Genomic DNA, 25,202 nt, shown 5'->3' on the forward strand with positions numbered 1-25,202 from the left:
TGTAGATGTCGCAATCCACACCGAACCCGGAAGGCCCTCACTTGTTCAAGATCACCCAGCCGTGGGATCCGTCACCAACCTCCGTGGACAGAACAACTAGCGCCCCTGCCGACGCGTGACCTTCGGGCGAGGTGCCGCCGCCCCTGCGCGCCTGTCCCGCCCGTCGTGCATGCCGCTCACACCGTGGCCTCCGGGGCGATCTCCTCGATCAGGCCCTCGACCAGGGTCCTGATCTCGTCGCGGATGGGGCGGACGGCTGCCACGCCCCGACCGGCCGGGTCGGCCGGCGTCCAGTCGAGGTAGCGCTTGCCCGGGAAGACGGGGCAGGCGTCGCCGCAGCCCATCGTGACGCACACGTCGGACTCGCGGACCGCGCCGACGGTGAGGATCTTCGGGGTCGCGGCGGAGATGTCGATGCCGACCTCGGCCATGGCCTCGACGGCGGCGGGGTTGACGGCGTCGCCGGGGTTCGAGCCGGCGGAGCGGACCTCGATACGGTCCCCGGCCAGGTGGGTCAGCCAGGCGGCGGCCATCTGGGAGCGGCCCGCGTTGTGGACACAGACGAACAGGACGGACGGCTTACCGGAGGGATTGACTGAGGGATTTCCGGACGGCATACCGGACGGCTTGTCGGAGGGCTCGGCCATGATGATCGCTCTCTTTCGTCGCCCGGCGACATCAGCCATCAATGACTTCAGTCCACACTGGCATCAGTAGACAATGATGTGAAAGTATCAGTGCATGCTGACTTCAGTCGATCCTGATCTGATCCGGGCGCTGGCCGATCCGCTCCGCCTCCGGATCGTGACCCTGCTGGCGCGCGAGACGCTCTGTACGACGCACCTGGTCGAGGAGACCGGGGCGAAGCAGACCAACCTGTCCAATCACCTGAAGATCCTGCGCGACGCAGGTGTGGTGGATACGGAGCCGTGCGGCCGCTTCACCTACTACAAGCTGCGCCCCGAGGTCCTCGCCGGCCTCTCGGCGCAGTTCGCGGCGCTGGCCGAGTCCGCCCGTACCGCGGTCGAGAACAAGCGGGCCTGCCCGTGACCGTCGAACGTACGGCCACGGCCCCCGCCGCCGGTCAGGACGGCGGGAGGACCGGGGGCGGGGACGACTCGGTCGTCAGGAAGCTCTCCACCCTCGACCGCTACCTCGCGGTGTGGATCCTGCTCGCCATGGCCGTCGGCCTGGGGCTGGGGCGGATGATCCCCGGGATGAACGACGCGTTGGCGAAGACCGAGGTCGGCGGGATCTCCCTGCCGATCGCGCTCGGCCTGCTCGTCATGATGTATCCGGTGCTGGCCAAGGTCCGCTACGACAAGCTGGACAGCGTCACCGGCGACCGCAGTCTGATGGTGTCGTCGCTGGTCATCAACTGGCTCGTCGGACCCGCCGTCATGTTCGCCCTGGCGTGGGTCTTCCTGCCGGACCTGCCCGAGTACCGCACCGGCCTGATCGTCGTCGGCCTCGCCCGCTGCATCGCCATGGTCATCATCTGGAACGACCTCGCCTGCGGTGACCGCGAAGCCGCCGCCGTGCTCGTCGCCCTGAACTCGGTCTTCCAGGTCCTGGCCTTCGGCGTGCTGGGCTGGTTCTACCTCGACCTGCTGCCCCAGTGGCTCGGCCTGGGGGACGGACAGGGCCTCGACGTCCCCGTGTGGCACATCGCCCTCAACGTCATCGTCTTCCTGGGCGTCCCGCTGCTCGCCGGCTTCCTCACCCGCCGCATCGGCGAGAAGAGGATGGGCCGCGACAGCTACGAGGCGACGTTCCTGCCGAGGATCGGGCCGTGGGCGCTGTACGGGCTGCTGTTCACGATCGTCGTCCTCTTCGCCCTCCAGGGAAAGACGATCACCTCGCAGCCGCTGGACGTCGCACGGATCGCACTGCCGCTGCTGGTGTACTTCGCGATCATGTTCTTCGGCTCCTTCCTGCTCGGCAAGGCGCTCGGACTCGCCTACGACCGCACGGCGACGCTGGCCTTCACGGCGGCGGGCAACAACTTCGAACTGGCCATCGCCGTCGCCATCGCCACCTTCGGCGTCACCTCCGGCCAGGCGCTGTCCGGCGTGGTCGGCCCGCTCATCGAGGTCCCCGTCCTGATCGGGCTGGTGTACGTGGCGCTGGCCTGGCGCAAGAAGTTCGCCCCCGCAGCCCTCACCACCCCGGAAGGGAATGCCTGAAGCACCGCCTCGACTGCCGCACCGCGGGAACGGACAGCCCCACCGTCGGCGTCTGCCAGGGCTGCGGAGCCGGGGTCCGCGCGGCCCATGCCCGCAATCGCCGCCCGGAGCGTCCGACGCGGCAGCCCGCTCGGATACGGCGACTGGACCGGCCCCGCCTCCGCCACCCTCCTCGGCGTGGGGCGCCCGGCCCGCGAGGCCGCCGGCGAGATCGCCGAACTCCTCGGCCGCTGAAGGCGGTTGTACGGGCGCCTCCGGCCGTCGGGATCAGTCGAGGGCGGTTGAACCGGCACGTCCGGCCGGGATCGGGAGGGCAAGGACCGACCCGCGGGCGTGGCCCGGAAATCAGCCGCGCAGGTCGAGCATCGCGGACATGGCCGCCACGACGGGCGGGGCGACCTTGTAGTAGACCCAGGTCCCCCGCCGTTCCGAGGTCAGCAGCCCCGCCTCGCGCAGCTTCTTCAGGTGATGGGACACGGTCGGCTGGGAGACCCCGACATCGGAGATGTCGCACACGCACGCCTCGCCGCCGGGATGTGAGGCGACCTTGGAGAACAGGCGCAGCCGCACCGGGTCGGACAGCGCCTTGAACATCACGGCCATCTTCTCGGCGTCAACCTGCGACAGCTCCCCCGCGGTGATCGGCGGGCAGCACGGCACCACGGCGCTCGCGTCCAGGACCGGCAGCTCGGCGCTCGCGTCCAGGACCGGCAGCTCGACACTATCCGACTTCGACATGCGTCTATGTTGACATTCATCGATACCGAGCGGCAAGCTCGTTATATAGACAGCAATCGAACTAACGGCCGGTGACGGTCGCCGCTCCCGGAGGACATCACCGCCATGACCACCACCGCAGACCTTCCGGTCGTCGTCATCGGCGCCGGCCCCGTCGGGCTGGCGGCCGCCGCCCACCTGGTCGGGCACGGCATCGAACCACTGGTCCTGGAAGCCGGGCCAACGGCCGCCACCTCGGTGCGCGGCTGGGCGCACGTGCGGCTGTTCTCCACCTGGGGCGAAGTCACCGACCCCGCCGCCGAGAAGCTCCTGGCGCCGACCGGCTGGGCCAGGCCCGACGCGGACACCTGCCCCACGGGGGGCGACTGGGCCGCGCAGTACCTCCAGCCCCTCTCCGATGCCCTCGGGAACAAGGTGCGCTACGGCGCCGCCGTCACCGGCGTCTCCCGCCTCGGCCGCGACCGGGTCGTCGACGCGGACCGGGAACAGCAGCCCTTCACCCTCCGCGTCACCCTCGCCGACGGCACCGAGGAGCGGGTGCTGGGCCGGGCCGTGATCGACGCGTCCGGGACCTGGTCCACCCCCGGCCCGATCGGCGCCGACGGACTCCCCGCGCTGGGCGAACACGCCGCGTCCGCCCGGATCTCCTACCGCGTCCCCGACCTCAAGGACCCGGCCGTCCGCGCCCGTTACGCGGGCAGGCGCACCGCTGTCATCGGCTCCGGGGCCTCCGCCTTCACCGCGCTGGCCGCCCTCGCCGACGTGGCGAGGGACGAGCCCGGCACGCACTCGGTGTGGATCCTGCGCCGCGGCATCAGCGGCTCCACCTTCGGGGGCGGAAGCGCCGACGAGCTGCCCGCCCGTGGCGCCCTGGGCCTGGCGGCCAAGGCCGCCGTCGACAACGGATACGCCGAAGCCGTCACCGGATTCCGTACCGAGGTCATCGAGCCCGCCGACGACGGCCGTCCGGTCCTGGTCGGGGAGGACGGGCGGCGCCTCGACCCGGTGGACGAAGTCATCGTCCTGACGGGCCTGCGCCCCGACCTTTCCTTCCTGTCCGAACTCCGCCTCGCCCTGGACGAACGCCTCCAGGCACCGGCGGAGCTCGCCCCGCTCATCGACCCGAACCAGCACTCCTGCGGCACCGTCTACCCCCACGGCCACCGCGAACTGTCCCACCCCGAACAGGGCGTCTACCTCGTCGGCATGAAGTCCTACGGCCGCGCCCCGACCTTCCTCGCCATGACCGGCTACGAACAGGTCCGCTCCGTCACCGCCGCCCTCGCGGGCGACACCGAAGCCGCCGACCGCGTCGAACTCACCCTCCCGGAGACCGGAGTCTGCGGCGGCGCCGGACTCTTCGACGACCCGGCGGCCGGTCAGGCCGACGAAGGCGGCTGCTGCGCTCCGGCCCCCGCACTCGTGCAGGTCGGCGCCGGCCTCTCCCTGCCGGTGGCGGTCGCCGAGGACCCCGCGTCCGGCGGGTGCTGAGGTGCGCGGGCCCGGCCGCGCCGGCCGAGCCCGGTAGCCGCCACCCGTGACCGGCCTCGACGCCCGCGGGGCCGCGACCGGAACGGGGCACCGGTCGCGGCCCCGCGCCGCGCTCCCCGCCCTGTGCGCCACCCAGATCACCAGCTGGGGCGTCGTCTACTACGCCTTCCCCGTGCTGAACCCCGCCATCACCGCCGACACCGGCTGGTCCACCGGCGCGACGACAGCCGCGTTCTCCGCGGGCCTGCTCATCTCCGCCTTCGCCGGGATCCGGGTGGGCCGGATCATCGACCACCGCGGTCCGCGCACCGTCATGACCGCCGGCTCCGTCCTCGGCGTGGCAAGTCTCCTCGTCATCGCCGCCGCACCCGGCCTGCCGGTCTTCTTCGCAGGCTGGGCGCTGGCAGGGCTCGCGATGGCGGCCACCTTCTACCAGCCCGCCTTCGCCGCGCTCACCCGCTGGTGGGCCCCCGACCACGTCCGCGCCCTCACCGTCGTCACCCTCGCCGGTGGGCTCGCCTCCACCGTCTTCGCACCCCTGACCGCCCTGCTCGCCGACCACCTGACCTGGCGCGCCACCTACACGTTCCTTGCCCTCGTCCTCGCCGCGGTGACCGTGCCCGCCCACGCCCTGGCACTGAAGGCGCCCTGGCCGAAGGCGCCGCCCGCACCGGCTCACGCCGGCGACTCCGCGACCGCGGTGGCGCGCAGCCGGCCCTTCTGGATGCTGGCCACCGCACTGGCCCTCTCCGCGTTCACGGTCCACGCCGTCGTCGTCGCCCTGGTCCCGCTTCTCCTGGCGCGCGGGTACTCCACCAACCAGGCCGCCTGGGCGCTCGGTCTGGGCGGCGCCGGACAGACCCTCGGCCGCACGCTGTACGCGGCTCTCGCCCGCCGCACCGAGGTCAGCGCGCGCACCACCACGCTGATCGCGCTCGGTGGCGTCACCACGGCCGCCCTCGCCTTCGCGCCCGGCCCCTACGCCCTGCTGGTCGCCCTGTCGGTCGCGGCCGGGATGGTCCGCGGAAACCTCACCCTGCTGCAGGCGACCGCCATCGCCGACCGCTGGGGCACCACCCACTACGGCCGCCTGTCCGGGCTCCTCGCGGCGCCCGCGACCACCGCCTCGGCACTCGCCCCCTTCGCCGGCGCGGCACTGGCCTCACCACTCGGCGGCTACCCGCGCCTCTTCGCACTGCTCGCCGCGCTTTCCGCACTCGCGGCGCTGATCGCGCTGAACACAGCGGTCGAGCCCGGCCCCGCTCCGCCTCGACGCCCCGGCCCCTGAACCGGTCTCTGACCCGGCCTCCGACCTGAGTGCCTGCATCCGCAGCACCCCGTGCGGAGGTGCCGCCCGGCCGGGCGGGCCTTGTGGCCGGTACCCACGGGGCCGATGTCGCGGCCATACGGCCGGAGGCCCTGAAGGCCCAGCCGCTCACTCCAGCGGCGCCGGGTGGTCCGGTGGGGTGCCGGTGGCCGCCGGGGCGGCGGCCGTCCCGGTCCCCGCGCCCGCGCTGCGGGCCGTGGTCACGATGTTCTGGAGCGCCGCGACGTGCCCGGCCAGGGCCTGTTGGCCGACGGGTGTCAGCGACAGCCAGGTACGGGGGCGCTTGCCCACGTACCCCTTGCGGACGGTCAGGTAGCCGGCGGCCTCCAGCGTCGACGCGGTCTTGCTGAGAACCGAGTCGGACACCTGACAGCCCTCACGCACGGTGGCGAACTCCGCCTCGTCGCACGCGGAGAGGAACGCGACCACGGCCAGTCGGGTCGGATGGTGGATGGTCTCGTCCAAGGCGGCCCGCTCCCGTCCCGGCGGGTCGCCTCTCACGCGAGCTCCCGTAGCGTCCGGTCGATCGCCGCGTTACGGGCGATGCAGACGCCCCACACGCCGAGCCCCCATACGGCGAACGCCGTGATCCGGGTCGCGGCCTCCCCGGCCCCCGACACCCAGCAGGCCCCTCCCGCCAGGAGGCCCGCCGCGAGGACGGCGGGAAGTGCGATCCGGCTCCGGCGCAGGCGCGTGGACAAGGGGTGCGTGACCAGGACCCCCGTTCCCCGCCGCGCGGCCCGGACGAGCGCGAACACGGCGGCGAGTCCCAGGAGCGACACGAGGAGCGCCACCGCCGCCGTCCAGCCGCCCCTGCCCAGGCTCCAGGCCTGCACCGCGTTCGGCAGCACCAGCGCCACCGCCACCGCCGGTCCGTACCACGCCGGGACCCGCCCGGACGTGAGCCGGGCCCGCTCCCTGGCCGTCTCCACGCCCTTCAGCGCGTCCTCGGCATGCGCCGCCGACCGCTCCTCACCCTCCAGAGGTGCGGACTTGTTCTCCTGCGACGGCATGAGCACACCGAACCTTCCTGAGGGCACGCGAGCAGCCCGGCGGCTGTCGGCAGGACCCATCATGGCATTTACTTTCCAATGCGGAAAGTACTTGCCATGACCGATGCCGACGCCGGTGCCCCGCCCCTCTCCGGCGTCAGCGCAGTTCGTCCGGGCACGGTGTCCCCGGCGGAAGGTGGTAAGGCGCGCCGAGCCGGTACACGCCTGCGCGCGGTGCCAGCAGTTCCGTCCACTCGTCGCCGTACTGGTCCTCCTCCAGCTTGACCAGGCAGCCGTTCGTGTTGACGAAGTCCTTGGGGAGGTCCTTGTCCTCACGCTGCTTGGACTCCTCGGTCTCCTGGGGCCGCTCCACGCTCCGGCCCTCCTCGTCGACCAGGGCGAGCCAGCGCGAGTACGGGATGCGGATCAGCACCCGGCCCGCCTTCTTCACATGGATGGTCAGCTCCCCGGCACCGGCCTCGTCCACCGTCGCCGGCGGATCGGCCAGCGGCACCGGGCTGTCCACGGAGTAGAGCCGCCAGTTGGCGTTGGACCAGATCGGCTTCAGGTACGGCAGCCCCTTGCTGACCAGCTCCGTCTCCTGCAGCGCGCCGCTGGAGTCGGGAGAACCCTGCGGCAGCACCACGTAGTGCACGGCCCAGCGGTCGAGCCACTGCCGGTAGTTGACCGCGTCCAGGGTGTCGTCGTAGAAGAGCGGGTTGCGCTCCATGTCGGCCTGCCGGTTCCAGCCGCGGGCCAGGTTCACCACCGGAGCCAGCGCGGACGCCTCCCGGTGGCTGCTCGGGGGAACCACCTCGACCCGGCCCCGTTCGGCACCGACCTTCTGGAGCTGGTTGACCAGCGGAGCCAGCGAACGCGCCCAGGACGCGTCCGGTGCGGTCCGGACTATGTCGTCGACGCCCTTGTAGCCGATCCAGAAGTTGAGCCCGGCGAACGCGAGGACCAGCGCGTACCACCGCCGGGAGCGGGGCTCCGCGTACGGCAGTGCGGCCAGCAGCACCACGCCGGCGAACAGCATCGCCATCCGCGAGACGTTCGAGCCGATCTGCGAGTCCACGACGTACGTCAGCAGCGTCCCGATGCCGTACACCGCGGCCGCCGTCCGTACCGTCTTCCAGTCGCGCGGGACGAGGAAGAAGACCAGGACCGCGAAGACGAACGGCAGCGACAGCGTCGCGATCGACATCGGCTGCGTGCCGGAGAACGGGAACAGCCACGCCGACAGCGCCACCACCACGACCGGAGCCAGCCCCAGCGCGTACGCCCCGGGGTGGCGCTTGTTCAGGAACAGGGCGGCGGCGACCACGCCGAGGAAGAGCCCCGCCACCGGACTGCCGGCCGTCGCGAGTCCGGCGAGCGGCGCGGCCACGACCGCCTTCGCCCACCGCTTGTACCGCCACCGGTGCGGCCAGCAGAACACCGCCGCCACCGCTCCGAGCGCGAACATCATGCCGAGGCCGAACGTCACCCGGCCCGACATCGCGTTGCACAGGTAAGCGAAGACGCCGGCCATCGAGCAGGCGATCGGATTGCGGACGGCCCGCACCCTGACCAGGATCAGCGCGGTCAGCCCCGCCGAGACCGTACCGACGATCATCATCGTCGTACGGACACCGAGCACCGACATCAGATACGGCGACACGACGCTGTACGAGACGGGGTGCATGCCCCCGTACCAGGCCAGGTTGTACGCGGTACCGGGGTGCCGGCCCACGAACTCGGCCCAGGCGTCCTGGGCCGCGATGTCGCCGCCGCTGTTCGCGAAGAAGAAGAACCAGAGGATGTGGACCGCCGCGGCCACCGCGGTCGTCAGCAGGACCGGGTGACGGACGCAGCCCCGCTTGAACGCGTCGAGCCGACCGGCACCGTCCGGTGCGGATCCTCCGCCCGAGCCCCGTACCCCGTCCTCGGCGCGCTTCGCCCGTGTCGGCTCAGCAGTGGTCACTGCGATTCTCCCCGTCCCTCCCCGGACGCGGTGAAACCGCCGACCCGCTCGCAGCGTCGGCGTCAATTGCCAGAAAACGCGTTCCGGGATACACGCGTTGCTTCTGGGACGCTAGCACGCAGCTTCTGACACTGTCCGGAAAGGCCCTGGGGGCACCACGCGCCCCGCCTTCGGACATTCGGACGTTCAGACGTTCAGACGGAAGCCGACCCGCATCAGGTGATGCGGGTCGGCTTCGGTCAGGATCGGCTTCGGTCCGGGTCAGCTGATGCGCGTCAGCTTCTGGCCGATGCCCGGTTCCGCCAGGTCCTGCTGCAGGGCAACGGGAGCACTGACCTTGGCGCTGCCCGTTCCCACGGTCACCACCCCGACCTCGGTGCCTGCCGTCATGGTGCGCGAGATCTCCTTGCCGTTGCCCGCCACGGAGAGCTCCACCTCCAGGCCCGGCCAGCCCTTCGCCTTCAGGTCGGCGGTCGCGACCAACGGCGTGCGGCCGCCGAATCCGTCATCGACGTACCCGACGACATCGCCCTTGCGGACCACCTTGGCGGAGGTCACCGCCCCCTGTGCGCCCTTGATCAGCTTGAGGCTGTTGGTGAGCGACATCACCAGGCTGTCGTACGGCTGGCCCGTGCCCGCCTGCTGCCCCATGACGGCGCCGTAGATCCACAGCTTCTTGCCGTCCACGACCGTGTTGGCCGACCAGACCAGATTGCCGCCGGCCGGGGTGGAGGAGCCGGTCTTGATACCGCTCACACCCGGCTCCAGCAGGATGGTGTTGTTGTTGTAGATCGTCGTGTCGACGCCGTCGATCTTGATCTGCGGGGTGTCGACGATCCCCTGGAACACCTCGTTCTTCATGACGGCGGCGGCCAGCTTGAGCTGGTCGTCGGCGGTGGAGACGGTCGTCTTCTTCAGACCGCTCGGGTCCGTGTACGTGGTGTGGCTCATCCCGAGCTTCTTGGCCGCGTCATTCATCTTCGAGACGAACGCGGCCTCGGAGGAGGCGTCCCAGCGGGCCAGGAGACGGGCGGCGTTGTTGCCCGAGGGGATCATCAGGAGCTGGAGCATCTGCCGCTCCGTGAACTTCTGCCCCTTGGTGATCGGCACCTTGGACTCGTCCTCGGCCTTGGACTCGTCCTCTGCCTGCTGGTCGACCGTGATCTTCTCGCCCTGGTCCTTGCCGGCGAGCGGGTGGCCCTGGAGTATCACGTACGCCGTCATGATCTTGGCGACACTGGCGATCGGCGACGGCTTCTGCTTCCCCGCCGAGCCGAGCGAACCGACACCGTCCACGCTGACCGCCGACTGCCCCTGCGCGGGCCAGTCGAGCTTCAGGTCGGCGCCCTTGAAGCTGTACGTCGACTTCGCCGACATCACGAGCGCCGGGTCGGGCAGCGGCCGCACCATCTGCGCGATCGCAAACGCGATCAGCAGCAGCAGGACCAGCGGCGTCCAGATCTTGACCCTCCGCACGGCCGTGCGGACCGGGGTCTCCGGCGGCGGCGGGGTGTTCGTCAGCTCGGCCAGCAGGTCGAGCGGCGGCCTGGGCGGCATCGGCTGCTGCCGGGTCCGCTCGGCACCGCTGAGCGACGCGTCGGGCGGCAGCTGGGCGGCCCACGAGGGACCGGACGCCGGACCGGACCGGTCGGAGCCGGACTCCGGCGCGGGAGCCTCCGGGCTGCGCGGCGCGGGCGCCGGCCGTACGTCGTCGGCGCGCAGCGGTACGAACTTGCTGGTCCGCTCGGCGGGGGACTCGGGCTCGGACTTCCGGGCGGAATCCGGCTCGGACCCGGGCTTCGGCTTCCCGGCGGACGGCGGCGTGATCTTCAGCGCGGTCGTCGGCTGGTCGACGCGCGGCAGCCGGGGCGCCTTGAAGACGGCGGTCGCCTGGTCGATCCCGCGCTCCGCGCCGCTGACCTGGGCACCTTCGCCGACGGAGGCCTTCCCGTCGGCCTTCCCGTCGGCCTTCTCGTCGGACTCTTCCTCGGAATCTTCGTTGGACTCTTCGCCGGATTCCTTGTCGGATTCCTTGTCGGCCTTCGCGTCAGGCTGCCGCTCAGACTTTTCGTCGGGCTCCTCTTCGGACTTCCCGTCGGACTTCCCGTCGGACTTCCCGTCGGGCTTTTCTTCTGCCCGCCGCTCGGAGTCCTCGTCGCGCTCCGGGCTGGATTCCGGACTGGATTCCGCGCCGGATTCCTCACGGGTACGGGGCACACGGGCCTCGCTCTCCGCGGTCGCGTCCGAGCGCCCGACCTGCTTCTCGGCCGGCTCCTCGGCTTCCGCCACAGGTTCCGGCTCGTCGTCGGACCGCTCGTCGCCGGACGGGGCGTCGCCGGACCGCTCGTCGGCCGCCCGGCCGTCACCGGCCTCGTCCTCCTGCGCGTCGCCGTCCGTCGTCACCCAGGCGGCAACCGCCGCACGCAGCCGCGCATCGCCCTCCCCGGGCTCGGCAGCCGCGCTCTCCGGCTCCTCCGGCTCGTCCGCCGGATCCGCCGCGTCGGCTTCCGCCGCGTCGGCTTCCGCCGCGTCGGCTTCCGCCGCACCGGCCTCCGCCGTGTCGGTCGCCCCAGCGGGCTCGGTGCCCTCCGCAGGCTCCTCGGGCTCCTTGGCCGCCTCCCTGGCACCCGACTCGGCCCCGGAGGCCTCCACCGGGCTCTCAGGGCTTCCAGGCGCGTCCGTCACGGCCGCGGGCTCAGCATCGGGCCCCGGCTCGGACCGCTGCGTGCTGAAAACCGCCGTCGCCGTGTCCGCCCTGCCGCCGGACTCCGCCGGGGAGTCGGGTTCGCGGAACACCGCGAGCCGAGGATCGTGCTCGCTCCGAGCCGTTCCCGACGACTTCTGCTGCTCCGACTTGTCGGGGGACTCGCCCGCCACCGATGCCTCCTCCATGCGGCACGGGGACATCCCCGCGCTGTCCGAACCATCTACCAGTGTCCCGTGTGAACCCTCGGCTGGACTGCTAGACGAGAACGACATACCTACTGGTTCCAGTACAAAGCACCCAGGCACCCTCGACAGACAGATGTGAGAGGGGTCACCCTGTCACTCATCCACGCGGGGAGGCATGGATGGGCAGGAGCCGCAGAACAATTCCGGAGGAGCTTCTGTTGCTCGCTCTGGACCCGACCACGGGTACCACAGCGCAGCCGCAGTCGCTCGACCTCGGCCTCGCCGGAGCCCAGCTTGTAGAGCTGGCCCTGGCAGGACGGATAGCCCCTGACGGGGATCGTATCGCCGTGGTGATGCCACGGCCGACAGGAGATCCGACTCTGGACTCCGCACTGGAACTGCTGCGCAGACGCGGCAGCCCGGTTCGGGCCGTCCACTGGATAGGCGGACCCCGACTGGGGCTTCGCCAGATCTACCTCGCTCATCTGGAGCGGTGCGGCATGGTGCATGCCGTGGCGGGCCAGATGTGCGGAGTGCTGCCGACGACTCGCTACCAGGCGACGGACACGGCAATCAGCCGGGACATCAAGGCCCGGCTGGACAGTGCGATCCGCACCGGCGTACCGCCGGACCCGCGGACCGCGGCGCTCGCCGCACTGGCCCACGCGGTCGGACTCGGCAAGCACCTGTACCCCGGGAACGAGGGGCGCTCTTCGCGCTCCCGGCTCCGGGACCTGATCAGACACGACCCGATGGGCGGTCTCGTGGCACATGCCGTGATGGACGTCCAGAACGGGGCGGTCGCACAACCGCGCCGCAACCAGGCGGCCGGCGTTCCGTTGCAACCGCAAGCGCAGTCGCAGTCACGCCGCGACAGCATGGCGCACACCGCGGCCCACTAGGGCGGCACGGACGCCGAGGCATCACCCGCTCCATCGCAGCACCGCACCAACGCACCACGGCAACAACCGAATACCGCCGCACCGACGTCCCCAAAGACCCGGTTCGGGAGCCGCACCAAGCGCGGGGCAGCCGGTACCACCGGCTGTCCCGCGCCGCTGCGTGTGGCCGTTTCCCAGCGCGGCCGGGGGCGGGGGTGGCAATCTGCTGAGCAGTAGATACGCACAGCTACATAGCCGGAGGTGCCGTTTCCGTGCCGTCCAACGTCAATCCCACCGTCAGACGACGCCGGTTGGGTCAGGAATTGCGCCGACTGCGCGAGATCAAGGGCATGACGGCCGAGGAGGTGGCGGAACGGCTGCTGGTCTCGCAGTCGAAGATCAGCCGCCTGGAGAACGGCCGCCGCTCCATCAGCCAACGCGATGTCCGCGATCTCTGCGGGGTGTACGAGGTCGAGGACCGCCGGATCGTCGACTCGCTCATGCAGATGGCCAAGGACTCCCGCCAGCAGGGCTGGTGGCATGCCTTCGGCGACATCCCGTACAGCGTCTACATCGGTCTGGAGACCGACGCAGAGTCGCTGCGGGTGTACGAACCCCAGGTGATCCCGGGCCTGCTGCAGACCCGGCAGTACGCCGAGGCGCTGATCAACGGCGCGCTGCCGGAGGCGCCGCAGACCGACATCGACAAGCGTGTCAGCGTCCGTTCGCGCCGCCAGGACCGGATCAACGCCCCGGAGCACCCGCTGCGGCTGTGGGCCGTGATCGACGAGTCCGCGCTGCGCCGGACGGTCGGCAGCAAGCAGGTGATGATCGAGCAGCTGGAGCGCCTGGTGGAGCTGTCGCGCCTGCCGCACGTGACCGTCCAGGTGCTGCCGTTCGAGATGGGCGCCCACCCGGGAATCAACGGGCAGTACGCCATCCTGGAATTCCCGGACGCCGCGGATTCCAGCGTCGTCTACATCGAGGGAGTCACCAGCGACCTCTATCTGGAGAAGGCGAATGACGTGCAGCGGTACAGCGTCATGTACGAGCACCTGCGGGCGCAGGCCCTGAATGTGGAGCAGACCCGGCATTTCATCGACGGGATCGCGAAGGAGTACACCCGGCTGGATCCGGCCTGACGGACGGCCTGAGAGACGGTCCGGGGCACGGCCGAACGGGCACTGAACCAGCCAGTCCGTGAAGTCCGGAATGAGAGAAAAGAAGCGATGTTACGGGTGAGGCGGCGGCACGGTACACCGTCGCCACCTCGTAACGGAAGACCCACCTGGTATATGCCATCCGGTCGAGTGAACGACCCCTTCACGCACGGGGCTTGGCGAGTAGCGTCGATCACGCCAACAGAACAGCGTTGGCGCCACTCACACAACTCTCTGAACCGGAGTGAACATGGCCATTCGTCAGGGTGCTACGGACAAGTGGACGAAGTCGTCGTATTCCGGGGGCAACGGCGCCTGCGTCGAAGTCAGGTCCCCTCTCGTGCAGGCGATTGCCGTACGTGACTCGAAGGTCCCCGAGGGCCCTTCGATCGGTTTCGTCCCGGGCGCCTGGAACACGTTCGTGCGCGATGTCGCCAAGGGTGCCGTCGACGCCTGACCGATGAATTCCCACGCGTTGTCGCCGCACCTGTTCAGGTTCAGGTGCGGCCGGAAGCCCTCTCGCCCGGTTCGCCGTCCTGGCCGAGGGGGCTCCCCGCGAGGTCAGCGCAGCTGATCCACGTAACGGTCCGTGCCCGGCACGGTCGGAATGAACGGTGCCACCAGCTCCACCCGCCCCAGGCCCGATTCCGCGACCGCCGCGTCGAGCCCGGTGAAGTGCCCGTCCCAGCATTCCCTCGGATCCTCCTGGAGGAACCAGAGCAGGGTCAGCCGGGTGTCGACGCCCTCGACCTGCTTCACATACGTCATCCGGTCGCCCGGCAACGGGGTGGGACGGAACACCGTCACCATCGCCGCGGGCGACCCGCTCAGCCGCTTCGGCAGGTGCCGTGAGCGCAGCCACTCCAGCAACTCGGCCCGCTGCTCAGGCCCTTCGGCGTCGATCACCTCCAGGACCAGCCCGCGGTACGGATGATCGAGGGCGTGGAAGTCACGCGGCCCCGCGGCGCCGTCCCGGTAGACCGTCGCCTCGTGGTCCTGGAACGACGTGAAGACATGGGTGCGGTCCTGGTAGACCCGGCCGTCCCGGTTCAGCCGCTTGTTGATCCCGACGGTCCACTTCATGTGGTCGTCGTAGCGCCCTTCCGTCACCCAGTACGTGGACAGGTAGCAGCCGGCGGCGACCGGCGTCGCGATGGCGGACTTCTCCGGGTACCGCAGCTCCTGGAGTTCCCGGGTGGCCACCCAGCGCCGCCCGGCCGCCATCCAGGGCATCGCCATCGCGCCCGCGTAGTAGTGGTCGTCCTCGTACCAGCGGTTGTACGCGTACTCATGGCCCGGGTGCGGTTCCACCATGGTGATCAGCGCGTGGCCGGGGCGGACGCCGTACGGTCCCAGCGCGGCCAGTTCGGCGTACGTGTCGCTCCGCGTCGCGCTCTCCCGCGCCGGCTCGTCCCGTGTTCCCTCGCTCATGCCGTTCCCCTTCCGTACTCCGCCGGAGGCACCTACTCTGACGCCCCGTCAGACGAACTGCCAGAGCCGGGAGGCACCGATGTTGCTCACGGGGAAGACCGTCATCGTTTCCGGAGTGGGCGCCGGGCTCGGGCACCGGATCGCGGCGACCGTCGTACGGGACGGCGGCAACGCGGTCCTCGGGGCGCGCACCGCGGCCAATCTCGCCAAGTCGGCCGCCGAGATCGATCCCGAGGGGCTCCACACCGCGTACCTGCCCACCGACATCACCGACGAGGCGCAGTGCGAGGCGCTCGCGGCGCTGGCCGTCGAGCGGTTCGGGCGGATCGACGCGGTGGTCCATGTCGCTGCCTGGGACAGCTACTTCGGGGGTGTCGAGGACGCCGACCTCGACACCTGGAAGTCGGTCATCGACGTCAACCTGCTCGGCACCCTGCGGATGACGCGCGCCTGCCTGCCCGCCCTGAAGGAGCGGGGTGGATCGGTCGTCGTCATCGGCACGCAGTCCGCGGTGGCCGCGCCGTCCCAGGTGCGGCAGGCGGCGTACGCGGCCTCCAAGGGCGCGCTCACCTCCGCGATGTACTCCATGGCCCGGGAGTTCGGGCCGGACCGGATCCGGGTGAACACGGTGCTGCCCGGCTGGATGTGGGGTCCGCCGGTGCAGGCCTACGTACAGTTCACGGCCCACACCGAGGGGGTGCCCGAGGCCGAGGTACTGGGGCGGCTCTCGGAGCGCATGGCGCTTCCGGAGCTGGCCACGGACGGCGACGTGGCGGAGGCCGTGGTGTTCCTGGCCTCCGACCGGGCGCGGGCGATCACCGGGCAGTCCCTGCTGGTCAACGCCGGCGAGCTGATGCGCTGAGGCGCCGCGGCGCCGGCCCGCTCCGGAGCGAGCCGGACACGCAGCTCAACAGGGAGTCGGACAACGTCGGTTCTCCTCCTTCTCGGCCGCACGGGACCCGCATCCCGTGCGGTCTTTCTGTGCTCTTCGGCGCTCCTGGACGTGTCCTCGGTCTTCTCGTTCCGTCGTTCTGTCGTTCTCCGCACAGCCTGACGAAGTGCCTGCTCATGGTGTGGCCGTCGTCACGTTCACGACAACGCCCTCGTGGGTCAAGAACACGTAAAATCGTTCGGCTTGCTGATCCATGTTCACATTTCTGACCCCAGGGGACCTTGACCGAGGGACCGGACAGGCGGTTCAATCCCCGATGTCCCCACTCCCGCACGGGGGCCCCGCTGGCTCCCGCACGGGGGCCCCGCTGAGCGGCCGTACTGACGAAGTGCGTACCCGTTCACAAGGCGGACCCCAGGAGGGGGCACATGAACAGTCTCGACTGGGTCGTGCTCATCGGCTACTTCGGCGTGATGATCGCGATCGGACTCTGGTCCCACAAGCGTGTCGACAACGTCAGCGACTTCTTCACGGCCGGCGGCAAGATGCCGTGGTGGCTGTCCGGCATCTCGCACCACATGTCCGGCTACAGCGCCGTGATGTTCACCGGCTACGCCGGTATCGCCTACCAGTACGGAGTCACGTCCTTCGTGACGTGGTCGCTGCCGATCGCCATCGGTATCGGGATCGGCGCCAAGCTCTTCGCCCCCCGGCTCAACCGGCTGCGCTCGCGGCTGCACGTCGCCTCGCCGCTCGAATACCTGAAGAACCGCTACAACATCCAGACCCAGCAGGCACTCGCCTGGTCCGGTCTGCTGCTGAAGATCGTGGACGTCGGCGCCAAGTGGGCCGCCATCGCCACGCTGCTCTCCGTCTTCACCGGTATCAGCCTGACCCAGGGCATCTTCATCACCGGCATCATCACGGCCGTCTACTGCACGGTCGGCGGTCTGTGGGCCGACGCGCTCACCGAGCTGGGGCAGTTCATCATCCAGCTGTTCGCCGGGGTGGCGATGCTGGTCACCGCGATGAGCAAGCTGGACGGCTTCAGCACGCTGTGGACGGTGTGGGACAAGCTGCCCGAGGGCCACACGGACCCGACGGCCGGTCCGTACACCGTGACCTTCCTGCTGGCGTACCTGTTCATCAAGACCTTCGAGTACAACGGCGGCATGTGGAACCAGGCCCAGCGCTACATGGCCACGGACTCCGCCGCCTCCGCGACCCGCTCGGCCCGGCTCTCCGCCATCCTGTGGCTGGTCTGGCCGACGGTCCTGTTCTTCCCGATGTGGTGCGCCCCGCTGCTGGTCCACGCGCAGAAGCCGGACGCCTCCGACAGCTACGCGCTGATGACCGAGCAGCTGCTGCCGCACGGTCTGCTGGGCCTGGTCGTCGTCGGCTTCTTCTCGCACACGATGGCCATGTGCTCCTCGGACGCCAACGCCATCGCGGCGGTCTTCACCCGCGACATCGCCCCGGTCTTCTCCAAGGCGGCCCGCAACTGGAGCAGCCGGGCCGGGCTGCTGGCCGCGCGGCTGTCCACGCTCGGCTTCCTGGGCCTGTCGATGGCGCTGGCGACGCAGATCAACTCGCCGACGTTCAAGGACATCATCTCCGTCGTCATCAAGTGGGTCGCCGGTCTGATGGGTCCGATCGCGATCCCGTTCATGCTTGGTCTGCTGCGCCGCTTCCGTAAGTCGGGACCGACCGCGGCGCTCACCAGCTGGGCGGCCGGTCTGCTGGCGTTCTACTTCACCAACTACAACTTCGACGGTTCGGTGAAGACGGACGTGGCGCTGCAGTACCAGGTGGCACTGCCGCTGGCGATCTCGCTGGTGCTCTACATCGTCATCGGCTTCGTCAAGCCGGAGGACACCCCGGAGCGCGACGCGATCATCGAGCGGATCAACTCGGACGGTGACGGGCCCGGCACCGCCGCGACCGTGCCGGCGCAGGGCGGCCCCGGGGACGTGGAGTTCACCGAGGGCGCGAAGGGCGTGAGCGGCTGACGCCCGCGGCTGTACGGAACGGTGTGAAGGGGGCGGGTACGGGGCGCGGCGGCGTTCCGGGACCCGCCCCCGCCGTTCGACTGGCGTACGCGGCCGGGTTCCGGCGGGCTCCCGGGTGTTCAGCCGCGCGGGTAGCGCGCCAGCCAGCCCGCCGCGACGGCCGCCGGGCTGTGCAGGGCGGGGCCCTGGGTCATCTCCATGGCGAAGTCGTCGGCGAGTTCGAGCAGGGTCGCCCGGCCCTCCAGCTCGGCGAGCCAGGCCGGCGGCAGCGCGGTCTCCCCGTGCAGCACGCCGAGCAGCGCCCCGCACAGGGCCCCGGTCGCCGAGGACGGCCCGCCGTGGTTCACGGCCAGCCGCAGGCCGTGCCGGACGTCCTCGCCCACCAGCGCGCAGTACACGGCCACCGCGAGCACCTCCTCGGCGGAGTCCGTGGCACCCAGGGACTCGATGAGGGCGGGCCCGGGTATCCCCTGCCGGACGGCGCCGAGGGCCTGCTGGAGTGCCTCGGTGACGGGTTCGTGGCCCGGCCGACCGGCGAGCAGGGCGAGGGCGTGCTGCACGGAGCCGTCCAGCGTCTCGCCGCGCGCCAGCCCGTGCACCATCACGGCGAGGGCGCCGGAGGAGAGCAGGGCGGTGGGGTGGCCGTGGGTCTGGGCGGCGCACTCGACGGCCAGTTGGAGGACGAGTTGGGGCTCCCAGCCGACCAGCAGCCCGAAGGGCGCGGAGCGGGTGAGTGCGGCCGAGTCGTGTGCGGTGGGGTGCTTGGGCCGGTCGAGGGTGCCCATGGTGGTGTCGCCGAAGCCGTTCAGGCATTCCCGGGTGGGGGCGCGGCGGGTGTAGAGCCATTCCTGCCCGGCGAGCCAGCCGTTGTCCTGGCGGCGTTCGTCGGGCCCCCAGTCGTGCTGGGTGGCGGCCCACCGCAGATGGGCCCGGTGCACGTCGGTGGGCGGATGCCAGGCGCCGATGTCGCGGCGGACCTGGGCGCGGATCAGCCCGTCCACGGTGAACAGGTTGAGCTGGGTGACGGCGGTGACACAGCCGCGTCCGCCGTGGGCGGGGACGAAGTCGGTGACGGCGTCGGCGCCATGGGCCTCGCGGATCTCCTCCAGCGAGAGCCCGCTGACGCCCGCGCCGAGCGCGTCGCCGATGGCGCCGCCCAGCAGCGCGCCGCGCACCCGGCTGCGGAAGTCCTGCTGTTCGGCACGGCCCCAGACAGCTGTGGTCCCTGTGCTCACCGTGCCCCTCCCCCTCGGTCCGCCCCTCGCGACCGCGCGGTGACTGTGCGGTAACTGCGCAGCACTGTAATCGAACGACCACGCGTCCAAGGGGGCGGAACCGTATGTACGAAGTGGGGGTTCGGTTCAGTTTTGCGCGGCATTCTCCGGGGATTACCCCGCATCCGCCGCGCCCCCGCGCCGCCGATATCTCGTTGCGCGGCCCGGTCACCGGCGCGATGATCGTCTGATGGCATCCCCCCACCCCGACGGCCGCGCCGGAATCGACGCCGCGCTCGTCAAGCGCCTGATCGACGCACAGTTCCCGCGCTGGAGGGGTCTGCCGGTGAGACCGGTGGAGGCCGACGGCTGGGACAACCGGACGTACCGCCTCGGCGACGCGATGACGGTGCGCCTGCCCACGGCCGCCGGTTACGTCGCCGCGGTGGCGAAGGAGCACCACTGGCTGCCGCGCCTGGCCCCGTCACTGCCGGTCGCTGTGCCTCCGGTGCTGGCCCTGGGCGCTCCGGGCGAGGGCTATCCGTACCCGTGGTCGGTCCGCCGCTGGCTGCGCGGCGAGACGGCCGGCCCCGACCGCGTCGACGACCTTCCCCGGTTCGCGCTCTCCGTGGCGGACTTCCTCCTCGCCCTCCAGCGCTGCGACACGTCGGGCGGGCCGCTCGCCGGGGAGCACAGCTGGTACCGGGGCGCCTCGCCCGCCCACTACGACGAGGAGACCCGGCGCTGTCTGACCGCGCTGAAGGGCCGCGTGGACACGGACCGGGCCCGCACCGTCTGGGAGGCGGCGCTCGCCGCGCCGTGGCGCGGGGAACCGGTGTGGTTCCACGGCGACATCGCCTCCGGCAACCTGCTCGTCGCCGACGGCGAACTGACGGCGGTCATCGACTTCGGTACGTCGGGGGTCGGTGACCCCGCCTGTGATCTGGTGATCGCGTGGGGGATGTTCTCCGGCGACAGCCGGGAGGCGTTCCGGCACGGTGTCCGCCAGGATGCCGGGACCTGGGCGCGGGCCCGCGGGTGGGCGCTGTGGAAGGCGCTGCTGAACCTGACGGGACCCGCCGGTACGGACCCCGGGCGGGCGGCCGCCGAACTGCGGTTGGTCGACGCGGTGCTGGCCGACCACGAGCGCTTCGGCTGAGGGACCTCCTGCGGTGGCCGTGGGGGTACGGAGGCCGGCCCCGCACCCCCACGGCCCCCGGACCGGAAACGGCCTTCTCAGGCGCGGCGGACCCGCCAGAGCCATACCGACGTGCAGATCAGCAGGACGAGCGTCACCAGGTTGGCCACGAGGGCCGGGGTGCCGGACGGGCCGTCCGTCAGGTTCCAGGTGGCGATGACGGCGCTCGGCAGGATGGCGGTGAGCAGGACACCGGTGGTCTTCTGGACGGCGACCCAGTGCACCGAGGTGCACAGGAGCACCGCGCCGGTGATGCGGAACAGGACGCCGAACAGCGGCCCGGGAAGGTCGGGGAAGACCATCATGAAGGGCAGCGAGAGGGTGAGCATCAGGAGCGGGACCAGGGGGTGCACCTTGCCGCGCCGGACGGGTGCACCGGCACCGCTCCCGACCGGGGTCGCGGCCGTCCCGTCGCCCGCCTCTGCCAGCGCCGTCGCGGCGATCGTGCGGGGGTCGCCCAGCTCCGCGAGTATCTCGCCGACCGCGGTGCCGGGGCGTTCGGTGCGCGTCACCTCGATGTGCTCGGCGAGGTCCGCGACGAGTTCCTGGCGACGGTCGGCAGGGAGCGCGGAGCTCTCGCGCTCGACGGCCGAGAGGTAGTCGCGTACGGGGTCGGCAGAGGTCTTCATTCGAGGTCTCCGGTGGAGGTGTGGGGTGTGGTCAGGAAGGCGTCGACAGCGTTGCGGAAGCCGGGCCAGACACGGGTGAACTCGTCGAGCGCGGCCCGGCCGCTGTCGGTGAGCGCGTAGTAGCGGCGGGGTGGTCCGGAGACGGATTCCTGCCAGGTGGTGGTGACCAGGTCGTCGCGGCGCAGCCGCGAGAGCAGCGGGTAGACCGTGCCCTGGCTGGTGGCGAGGGCGCCGGAGTCCTCCAGGGCGTGGAGGAGTTCGACGCCGTAGCGGGGGCGGTCCCGCATCAGGGCGAGTACGCAGTACTCCAGGACGCCCTTGCGCAGTTGGGCGGCTGCCCGAGCCTGCTTGGCCGAATCACCTGGTTCCATGCGATGCAAGATACCTTGTTGGGCAAGTGGATGGGAAGGCGGGCGGGAAGCCGGGTGGCTCGACGGGCCCGCGGCCCGGCACCGGCTTCCGGGGCCTCGTGTCAGGGCGCGTCCGGACGGTGACCTCCGTCCCCCGCGAGCCGTTCCCGCTGCTGCCGGGCCCACGTGTACTCCGGGTCGAGTACATCCGGGGCCGGGCCGACGCCACCCTCGACGGGACAGCCATCGGGCTGAAGCGCGGACGCGGGCTCACAGCTCCTTGAGCAGGGTCACGGCCATGTCGAGCGGGAGCCCCGGATGCCGGCTCCTGAGCTCCCGCACGGCGACGATCAGCCCGTCCTCGTCGCGTATCCGCCGGAGCCCCGGCCCGTCGATGACCTGCCGCAGCTCGTCGACCGACCCGAACGTCCGGACGTAACTCTCCCGATTCTCGCGCCGCCTGCGCAGATCCGCGTGCACCTCGGCGGCCACCGGGAGCACGAACGCCAGAACGAAGCAGAGTACGAACAGCCACAGAGCGATGCCGGAGCTGACGAAAACCATCGCCACGCCGAGGGCCACGATCCCGGCACTCCAGAGAGCCACCCGCACCCCGTACATGAAGTCCACCTGCCTGTTGATTCGGGCTTTCCGCCCGTGACGGCCGCACGGTGCGGGTGGAGCGGGGCGGTCACAGCGACTCGACCAGCTTCACGGATTCCGCGACAGGGCACCGGGGGAACTGGCGCCTGAGTTCGCGTGCCGCCTTGAACACGCCTTTCTCGTCGCGGATCCGCCGGAGCGCCGCCTCGTCCGCCACGACCGACCGCAGTTCGTCGACGGACGCGAATCTCCGCGCGTACCAGTCCCTCCGGCGGCGCTGGTCCGCGTACGCCTCGCCGCACCCCGGCAGGAGCATGCACAGCACCATGAGGGTCACCGCCAACGGCCCGTTGGCGGGCCGGATGAAGAGCAGTACGTAGAAGAAGGCCAGGGTGACGCCCCACAGTGTCAGCCGAATCCAGTACACGGGAGACCGTCACCCGCCCTTCCGAAGGTCCCGCGACGGCGCCCCGTCGCACTCCAAGGTGGCCTTTTCGTACGGAAGTTACCAGTCGGCCCGATCGAGCACGACGCACTTTCCGGCCCGGGAGGGCCCGCTCGTGACCGACGCCGCAGCGGCCGGTCACGAGCGGTACGGCTGGGGCCCCGCCCTCCTGGCACAGCCCCTACGGCAGCACCGGCAGCAGCTCGGGCAGGTGGCCGTCCGAGGCGGCGGCCGCCATGACCCGCTCCTGCGGCACCTCCCCGTACAGCGTCGTACGCGGCTTCGCCGGCCGGCCCGCGAGCTCCGCGATGGCCACCAGGTCCTGGACGGACCGGTACGAGCCGTAACTCGATCCCGCCATGCGGGAGATGGTCTCCTCCATCAGCGTGCCGCCCAGGTCGTTCGCGCCCGAGCGGAGCATCTCGGCCGCACCCTCCGTGCCCAGCTTCACCCAGCTGGTCTGGATGTTGGTGATGTGCGGGTGGAGGAGGAGCCGGGCCATCGCGGTGACGGCCCGGTTGTCGCGGTCGGTCGGGCCGGGCCGGGCGATGCCGGCCAGGTAGACGGGCGCGTTGGTGTGGATGAAGGGCAGGGTCACGAACTCGGTGAGGCCGCCGGTCTCCTGCTGGAGGGCGGCCAGCGTCCGCAGGTGGCCCAGCCAGTGGCGGGGCTGGTCGACATGGCCGTACATCATCGTGGACGAGGAGCGCAGGCCCACCTCGTGGGCGGTCCTGATGACCTCCAGCCAGGTCGCCGTGGGCAGCTTGCCCTTGGTGAGGACCCAGCGGACCTCGTCGTCCAGGATCTCGGCCGCGGTGCCGGGGATCGAGTCGAGCCCGGCCTCCTTCGCGGCGACCAGCCAGTCGCGGATGGACAGGCCGGTGCGGGTCGCGCCGTTGACGACCTCCATCGGTGAGAACGCGTGGACGTGCATGCCCGGGACGCGTTCCTTCACGGCCCGCGCGATGTCGAAGTACGCCGTTCCCGGCAGGTCCGGGTGGATGCCGCCCTGCATGCAGACCTCGACCGCGCCGACGTCCCACGCCTGCGCCGCCCGGTCCGCGACCTGGTCCAGGGAGAGGGTGTACGCGTCGGCGTCGGTGCGCCGCTGGGCGAAGGCGCAGAAGCGGCAGCCGGTGTAGCAGACGTTGGTGAAGTTGATGTTGCGCGTGACGATGTAGGTGACGTCGTCGCCGACCACGTCCCGGCGCAGGGCGTCCGCGATCCGGCACAGCTCGTCGAGCGCCGGGCCGTCCGCGTGCAGCAGGACGAGGGCCTGGTCGTCGGTGAGCTTCGTCGGGTCGTCGGCGGCCTGGCTCAGGGCGGACTTCACGTCGCCGTCGATGCGGGACGGGACCATGCCGGGGGCCGCGGCCTCGCGGAGCGCCTCCCAGTCCCCGTACACCTCGTCGAAGTCGTCGCGGCGGTCGGTGGTGCGGCCCTCGGTGTCGATGGTGTGGTGCAGATCGGTGCGGCCGGAGGCGTTGAAGCCCTCGTCGGGCTCCTGCCAGGGCAGCCCGACGGGCATCGCCCCCTCCTTCGCGAGCCCGGTCTCCGGGTCGGCGAGGGCGCGGACGTGCGGGAGCAGGCGCGGGTCGAGCCAGGGTTCGCCGCGCTGGATGAACTCCGGGTAGATGGTGAGCCGTTCGCGCAGCGCGAAGCCGCTCTCGGCGGTCCTGGCCGCCAGCTCGTCGATGTGCGGCCAGGGGCGCTCGGGGTTCACGTGGTCGGGCGTGAGCGGCGAGACCCCGCCCCAGTCGTCGATCCCCGCGCCGATGAGCAGCGCGTACTCGGCGTCGACGAGGTTCGGCGGGGCCTGGATGCGGGCGGACGGGCCGAGGATGTGGCGGGCGACGGCGATGGCCGCGGCCAGCTCCTCCAGCTCCGCGTCCGGCATTCCGCGCATCGCGGTGTCGGGCTTGGCGCGGAAGTTCTGGACGATGACTTCCTGGATGCCGTGGTAGGCGCGGGCGGTCTTGCGCAGCTCGAAGAGGGAGTCGGCGCGCTCCTCGTAGGACTCGCCGATGCCGATGAGGATGCCGGTGGTGAACGGGACGTTGGAGCGCCCCGCGTCCTCCAGGACGCGCAGCCGTACGGCCGGTTCCTTGTCCGGTGAGCCGTGGTGCGGGCCGCCCGGCTCGGACCACAGCCGGGTCGCGGTCGTCTCCAGCATCATGCCCATGGACGGGGCGACGGGCTTCAGCCGCTGGAGGTCCGTCCAGGTCAGCACACCGGGGTTGAGATGCGGAAGCAGTCCGGTCTCCTCCAGCACCCGGATCGCCATGGCGCGGACGTACGCGAGGGTGTCGTCGTACCCCTCGGCCTCCAGCCACTCCCGCGCCTCCGGCCAGCGGTCCTCCGGGCGGTCGCCCAGCGTGAACAGCGCTTCCTTGCAGCCCATCCCGGCACCCTTACGGGCGATGTCGAGGACCTCGTCCGGCGACAGGAACATGCCGTGGCCCTCGCGCCGGAGCTTGCCGGGCACGGTGACGAAGGTGCAGTAGTGGCACTTGTCGCGGCAGAGCCGGGTGAGCGGGATGAAGACCTTGCGGGAGTACGTGATGACACCCGGCCGGCCCGCGTCCGCCAGGCCCGCGTCCCGCACCCGGGCGGCGGAGGCGGCGAGATCCGTCAGGTCGTCGCCGCGCGCCCGGAGCAGGACGGCGGCCTCGGTCACGTCGAGGGCGACACCGTCACGGGCACGCCTGAGGGCACGTCGCATGGAATTGGTGGTGGGGCGTCCGCGCTGAGGATCGGTCATGAACCGAGCATACGAGCGAGTAGCCGGCCGGTGACCG

General features: G+C 71.1%; 24 protein-coding genes. 11 read left to right on the forward strand and 13 right to left on the reverse strand.

Translation table 11 applies throughout. From position 1 onward, the window contains the following. Nucleotides 1-176: 176 nt before the first annotated feature. On the reverse strand, nucleotides 177-617 hold the full coding sequence (locus ACIQM0_RS32425) for an arsenate reductase ArsC (protein WP_401293863.1): 441 nt from the start codon (nucleotides 615-617) through the stop codon (nucleotides 177-179). Between the two features lie 124 nt (nucleotides 618-741). On the opposite strand from ACIQM0_RS32425, the gene ACIQM0_RS32430 reads away from it, so the two are divergent. The 3 genes from ACIQM0_RS32430 (at nucleotide 742) to ACIQM0_RS32440 (ending at nucleotide 2,420) form a co-directional block, all read left to right on the forward strand. After that, nucleotides 742-1,050, forward strand: coding sequence for an ArsR/SmtB family transcription factor (locus tag ACIQM0_RS32430; RefSeq protein ID WP_401293608.1), 309 nt, complete (start codon nucleotides 742-744; stop codon nucleotides 1,048-1,050). Further along, nucleotides 1,047-2,186, forward strand: coding sequence for an ACR3 family arsenite efflux transporter (gene arsB / locus ACIQM0_RS32435; RefSeq protein WP_401293611.1), 1,140 nt, complete (start codon nucleotides 1,047-1,049; stop codon nucleotides 2,184-2,186). The genes ACIQM0_RS32430 and arsB overlap by 4 nt, the downstream gene beginning before the upstream one ends. Before the next feature lie 87 nt (nucleotides 2,187-2,273). After that, complete coding sequence (locus ACIQM0_RS32440; RefSeq protein WP_401293884.1) at nucleotides 2,274-2,420, forward strand: hypothetical protein; 147 nt, start codon at nucleotides 2,274-2,276, stop codon at nucleotides 2,418-2,420. A 111-nt stretch (nucleotides 2,421-2,531) separates the two neighbouring features. On the opposite strand, the gene ACIQM0_RS32445 is transcribed toward ACIQM0_RS32440, so the two are convergent. Beyond that, nucleotides 2,532-2,924 (reverse strand): ArsR/SmtB family transcription factor, encoded by a 393-nt coding sequence (locus tag ACIQM0_RS32445; protein ID WP_401293614.1) that lies wholly within the window; start codon nucleotides 2,922-2,924, stop codon nucleotides 2,532-2,534. A gap of 105 nt (nucleotides 2,925-3,029) precedes the next feature. Here ACIQM0_RS32445 and ACIQM0_RS32450 point away from each other — a divergent pair, with 105 nt between their 5' ends. Together ACIQM0_RS32450 and ACIQM0_RS32455 are read left to right on the forward strand one after the other, a co-directional pair. Beyond that, nucleotides 3,030-4,415 (forward strand): NAD(P)-binding domain-containing protein, encoded by a 1,386-nt coding sequence (locus tag ACIQM0_RS32450; protein WP_401293617.1) that lies wholly within the window; start codon nucleotides 3,030-3,032, stop codon nucleotides 4,413-4,415. 46 nt (nucleotides 4,416-4,461) lie between these two features. Then, entirely contained in the window at nucleotides 4,462-5,703 is a 1,242-nt protein-coding gene (locus ACIQM0_RS32455; protein ID WP_401293620.1) for an MFS transporter, read from the forward strand. A gap of 147 nt (nucleotides 5,704-5,850) precedes the next feature. Here ACIQM0_RS32455 and ACIQM0_RS32460 read toward each other — a convergent pair whose 3' ends face one another. The 4 genes from ACIQM0_RS32460 to ACIQM0_RS32475 all read right to left on the reverse strand — a co-directional run bounded on the left by ACIQM0_RS32460 (nucleotide 5,851) and on the right by ACIQM0_RS32475 (nucleotide 11,592). Next, the gene (locus ACIQM0_RS32460; RefSeq protein WP_401293623.1) at nucleotides 5,851-6,207 is read right to left on the reverse strand and encodes a winged helix-turn-helix domain-containing protein; all 357 of its coding nucleotides are present in this window, start codon (nucleotides 6,205-6,207) and stop codon (nucleotides 5,851-5,853) included. A gap of 32 nt (nucleotides 6,208-6,239) precedes the next feature. Further along, nucleotides 6,240-6,755 carry a hypothetical protein gene (locus tag ACIQM0_RS32465; protein WP_401293626.1) on the reverse strand — a complete coding sequence of 172 codons (516 nt, stop codon included), beginning with the start codon at nucleotides 6,753-6,755 and terminating at the stop codon, nucleotides 6,240-6,242. Nucleotides 6,756-6,891: 136 nt separating this feature from the next. Further along, the gene (locus ACIQM0_RS32470; protein ID WP_401293629.1) at nucleotides 6,892-8,700 is read right to left on the reverse strand and encodes an MFS transporter; all 1,809 of its coding nucleotides are present in this window, start codon (nucleotides 8,698-8,700) and stop codon (nucleotides 6,892-6,894) included. 261 nt (nucleotides 8,701-8,961) lie between these two features. Next, on the reverse strand, nucleotides 8,962-11,592 hold the full coding sequence (locus ACIQM0_RS32475; RefSeq protein WP_401293632.1) for a serine hydrolase: 2,631 nt from the start codon (nucleotides 11,590-11,592) through the stop codon (nucleotides 8,962-8,964). Between the two features lie 179 nt (nucleotides 11,593-11,771). On the opposite strand from ACIQM0_RS32475, the gene ACIQM0_RS32480 reads away from it, so the two are divergent. The 3 genes from ACIQM0_RS32480 (at nucleotide 11,772) to ACIQM0_RS32490 (ending at nucleotide 14,090) form a co-directional block, all read left to right on the forward strand. After that, nucleotides 11,772-12,494 carry a GPP34 family phosphoprotein gene (locus ACIQM0_RS32480; RefSeq protein ID WP_024491270.1) on the forward strand — a complete coding sequence of 241 codons (723 nt, stop codon included), beginning with the start codon at nucleotides 11,772-11,774 and terminating at the stop codon, nucleotides 12,492-12,494. Nucleotides 12,495-12,745: 251 nt separating this feature from the next. Next, complete coding sequence (locus ACIQM0_RS32485) at nucleotides 12,746-13,615, forward strand: helix-turn-helix domain-containing protein (RefSeq protein WP_401293635.1); 870 nt, start codon at nucleotides 12,746-12,748, stop codon at nucleotides 13,613-13,615. Nucleotides 13,616-13,883: 268 nt separating this feature from the next. Next, nucleotides 13,884-14,090, forward strand: a complete 207-nt coding sequence (locus ACIQM0_RS32490) for a DUF397 domain-containing protein (RefSeq protein ID WP_363070652.1) — start codon at nucleotides 13,884-13,886, stop codon at nucleotides 14,088-14,090. A 104-nt stretch (nucleotides 14,091-14,194) separates the two neighbouring features. Here ACIQM0_RS32490 and ACIQM0_RS32495 read toward each other — a convergent pair whose 3' ends face one another. After that, complete coding sequence (locus ACIQM0_RS32495) at nucleotides 14,195-15,064, reverse strand: hypothetical protein (protein WP_401293639.1); 870 nt, start codon at nucleotides 15,062-15,064, stop codon at nucleotides 14,195-14,197. Nucleotides 15,065-15,143: 79 nt separating this feature from the next. On the opposite strand from ACIQM0_RS32495, the gene ACIQM0_RS32500 reads away from it, so the two are divergent. After that, nucleotides 15,144-15,926, forward strand: coding sequence for an SDR family oxidoreductase (locus ACIQM0_RS32500; protein ID WP_401293642.1), 783 nt, complete (start codon nucleotides 15,144-15,146; stop codon nucleotides 15,924-15,926). Nucleotides 15,927-16,384: 458 nt separating this feature from the next. After that, nucleotides 16,385-17,965, forward strand: a complete 1,581-nt coding sequence (locus tag ACIQM0_RS32505; protein ID WP_401293644.1) for a sodium:solute symporter family protein — start codon at nucleotides 16,385-16,387, stop codon at nucleotides 17,963-17,965. 119 nt (nucleotides 17,966-18,084) lie between these two features. Here the strand turns inward: ACIQM0_RS32505 and ACIQM0_RS32510 are convergent, their stop codons facing one another. Next, nucleotides 18,085-19,200: an ADP-ribosylglycohydrolase family protein gene (locus tag ACIQM0_RS32510; RefSeq protein WP_401293647.1), complete on the reverse strand. Its 1,116-nt coding sequence runs from the start codon at nucleotides 19,198-19,200 to the stop codon at nucleotides 18,085-18,087. Nucleotides 19,201-19,429: 229 nt separating this feature from the next. On the opposite strand from ACIQM0_RS32510, the gene ACIQM0_RS32515 reads away from it, so the two are divergent. After that, nucleotides 19,430-20,338, forward strand: coding sequence for an aminoglycoside phosphotransferase family protein (locus ACIQM0_RS32515; protein WP_401293650.1), 909 nt, complete (start codon nucleotides 19,430-19,432; stop codon nucleotides 20,336-20,338). Nucleotides 20,339-20,415: 77 nt separating this feature from the next. Here the strand turns inward: ACIQM0_RS32515 and ACIQM0_RS32520 are convergent, their stop codons facing one another. The 5 genes from ACIQM0_RS32520 to ACIQM0_RS32540 all read right to left on the reverse strand — a co-directional run bounded on the left by ACIQM0_RS32520 (nucleotide 20,416) and on the right by ACIQM0_RS32540 (nucleotide 25,165). Then, the gene (locus tag ACIQM0_RS32520; protein ID WP_401293652.1) at nucleotides 20,416-21,006 is read right to left on the reverse strand and encodes an HAAS signaling domain-containing protein; all 591 of its coding nucleotides are present in this window, start codon (nucleotides 21,004-21,006) and stop codon (nucleotides 20,416-20,418) included. Further along, a complete protein-coding gene (locus ACIQM0_RS32525; RefSeq protein WP_385032126.1) occupies nucleotides 21,003-21,377 on the reverse strand; it encodes a PadR family transcriptional regulator in 375 nt (124 codons plus the stop codon). The genes ACIQM0_RS32520 and ACIQM0_RS32525 overlap by 4 nt, the downstream gene beginning before the upstream one ends. A 249-nt stretch (nucleotides 21,378-21,626) precedes the next feature. Then, entirely contained in the window at nucleotides 21,627-21,986 is a 360-nt protein-coding gene (locus tag ACIQM0_RS32530) for a hypothetical protein (protein WP_401293655.1), read from the reverse strand. Between the two features lie 61 nt (nucleotides 21,987-22,047). Further along, entirely contained in the window at nucleotides 22,048-22,386 is a 339-nt protein-coding gene (locus ACIQM0_RS32535; protein WP_401293656.1) for a hypothetical protein, read from the reverse strand. Nucleotides 22,387-22,585: 199 nt separating this feature from the next. After that, the gene (locus ACIQM0_RS32540; RefSeq protein ID WP_401293658.1) at nucleotides 22,586-25,165 is read right to left on the reverse strand and encodes a bifunctional FO biosynthesis protein CofGH; all 2,580 of its coding nucleotides are present in this window, start codon (nucleotides 25,163-25,165) and stop codon (nucleotides 22,586-22,588) included. Between the last annotated feature and the right edge of the window lie 37 nt (nucleotides 25,166-25,202).

Origin of the sequence: Streptomyces sp. NPDC091387 (assembly GCF_044756945.1) — a bacterium.
In the GTDB taxonomy this organism is placed as follows: domain Bacteria; phylum Actinomycetota; class Actinomycetes; order Streptomycetales; family Streptomycetaceae; genus Streptomyces.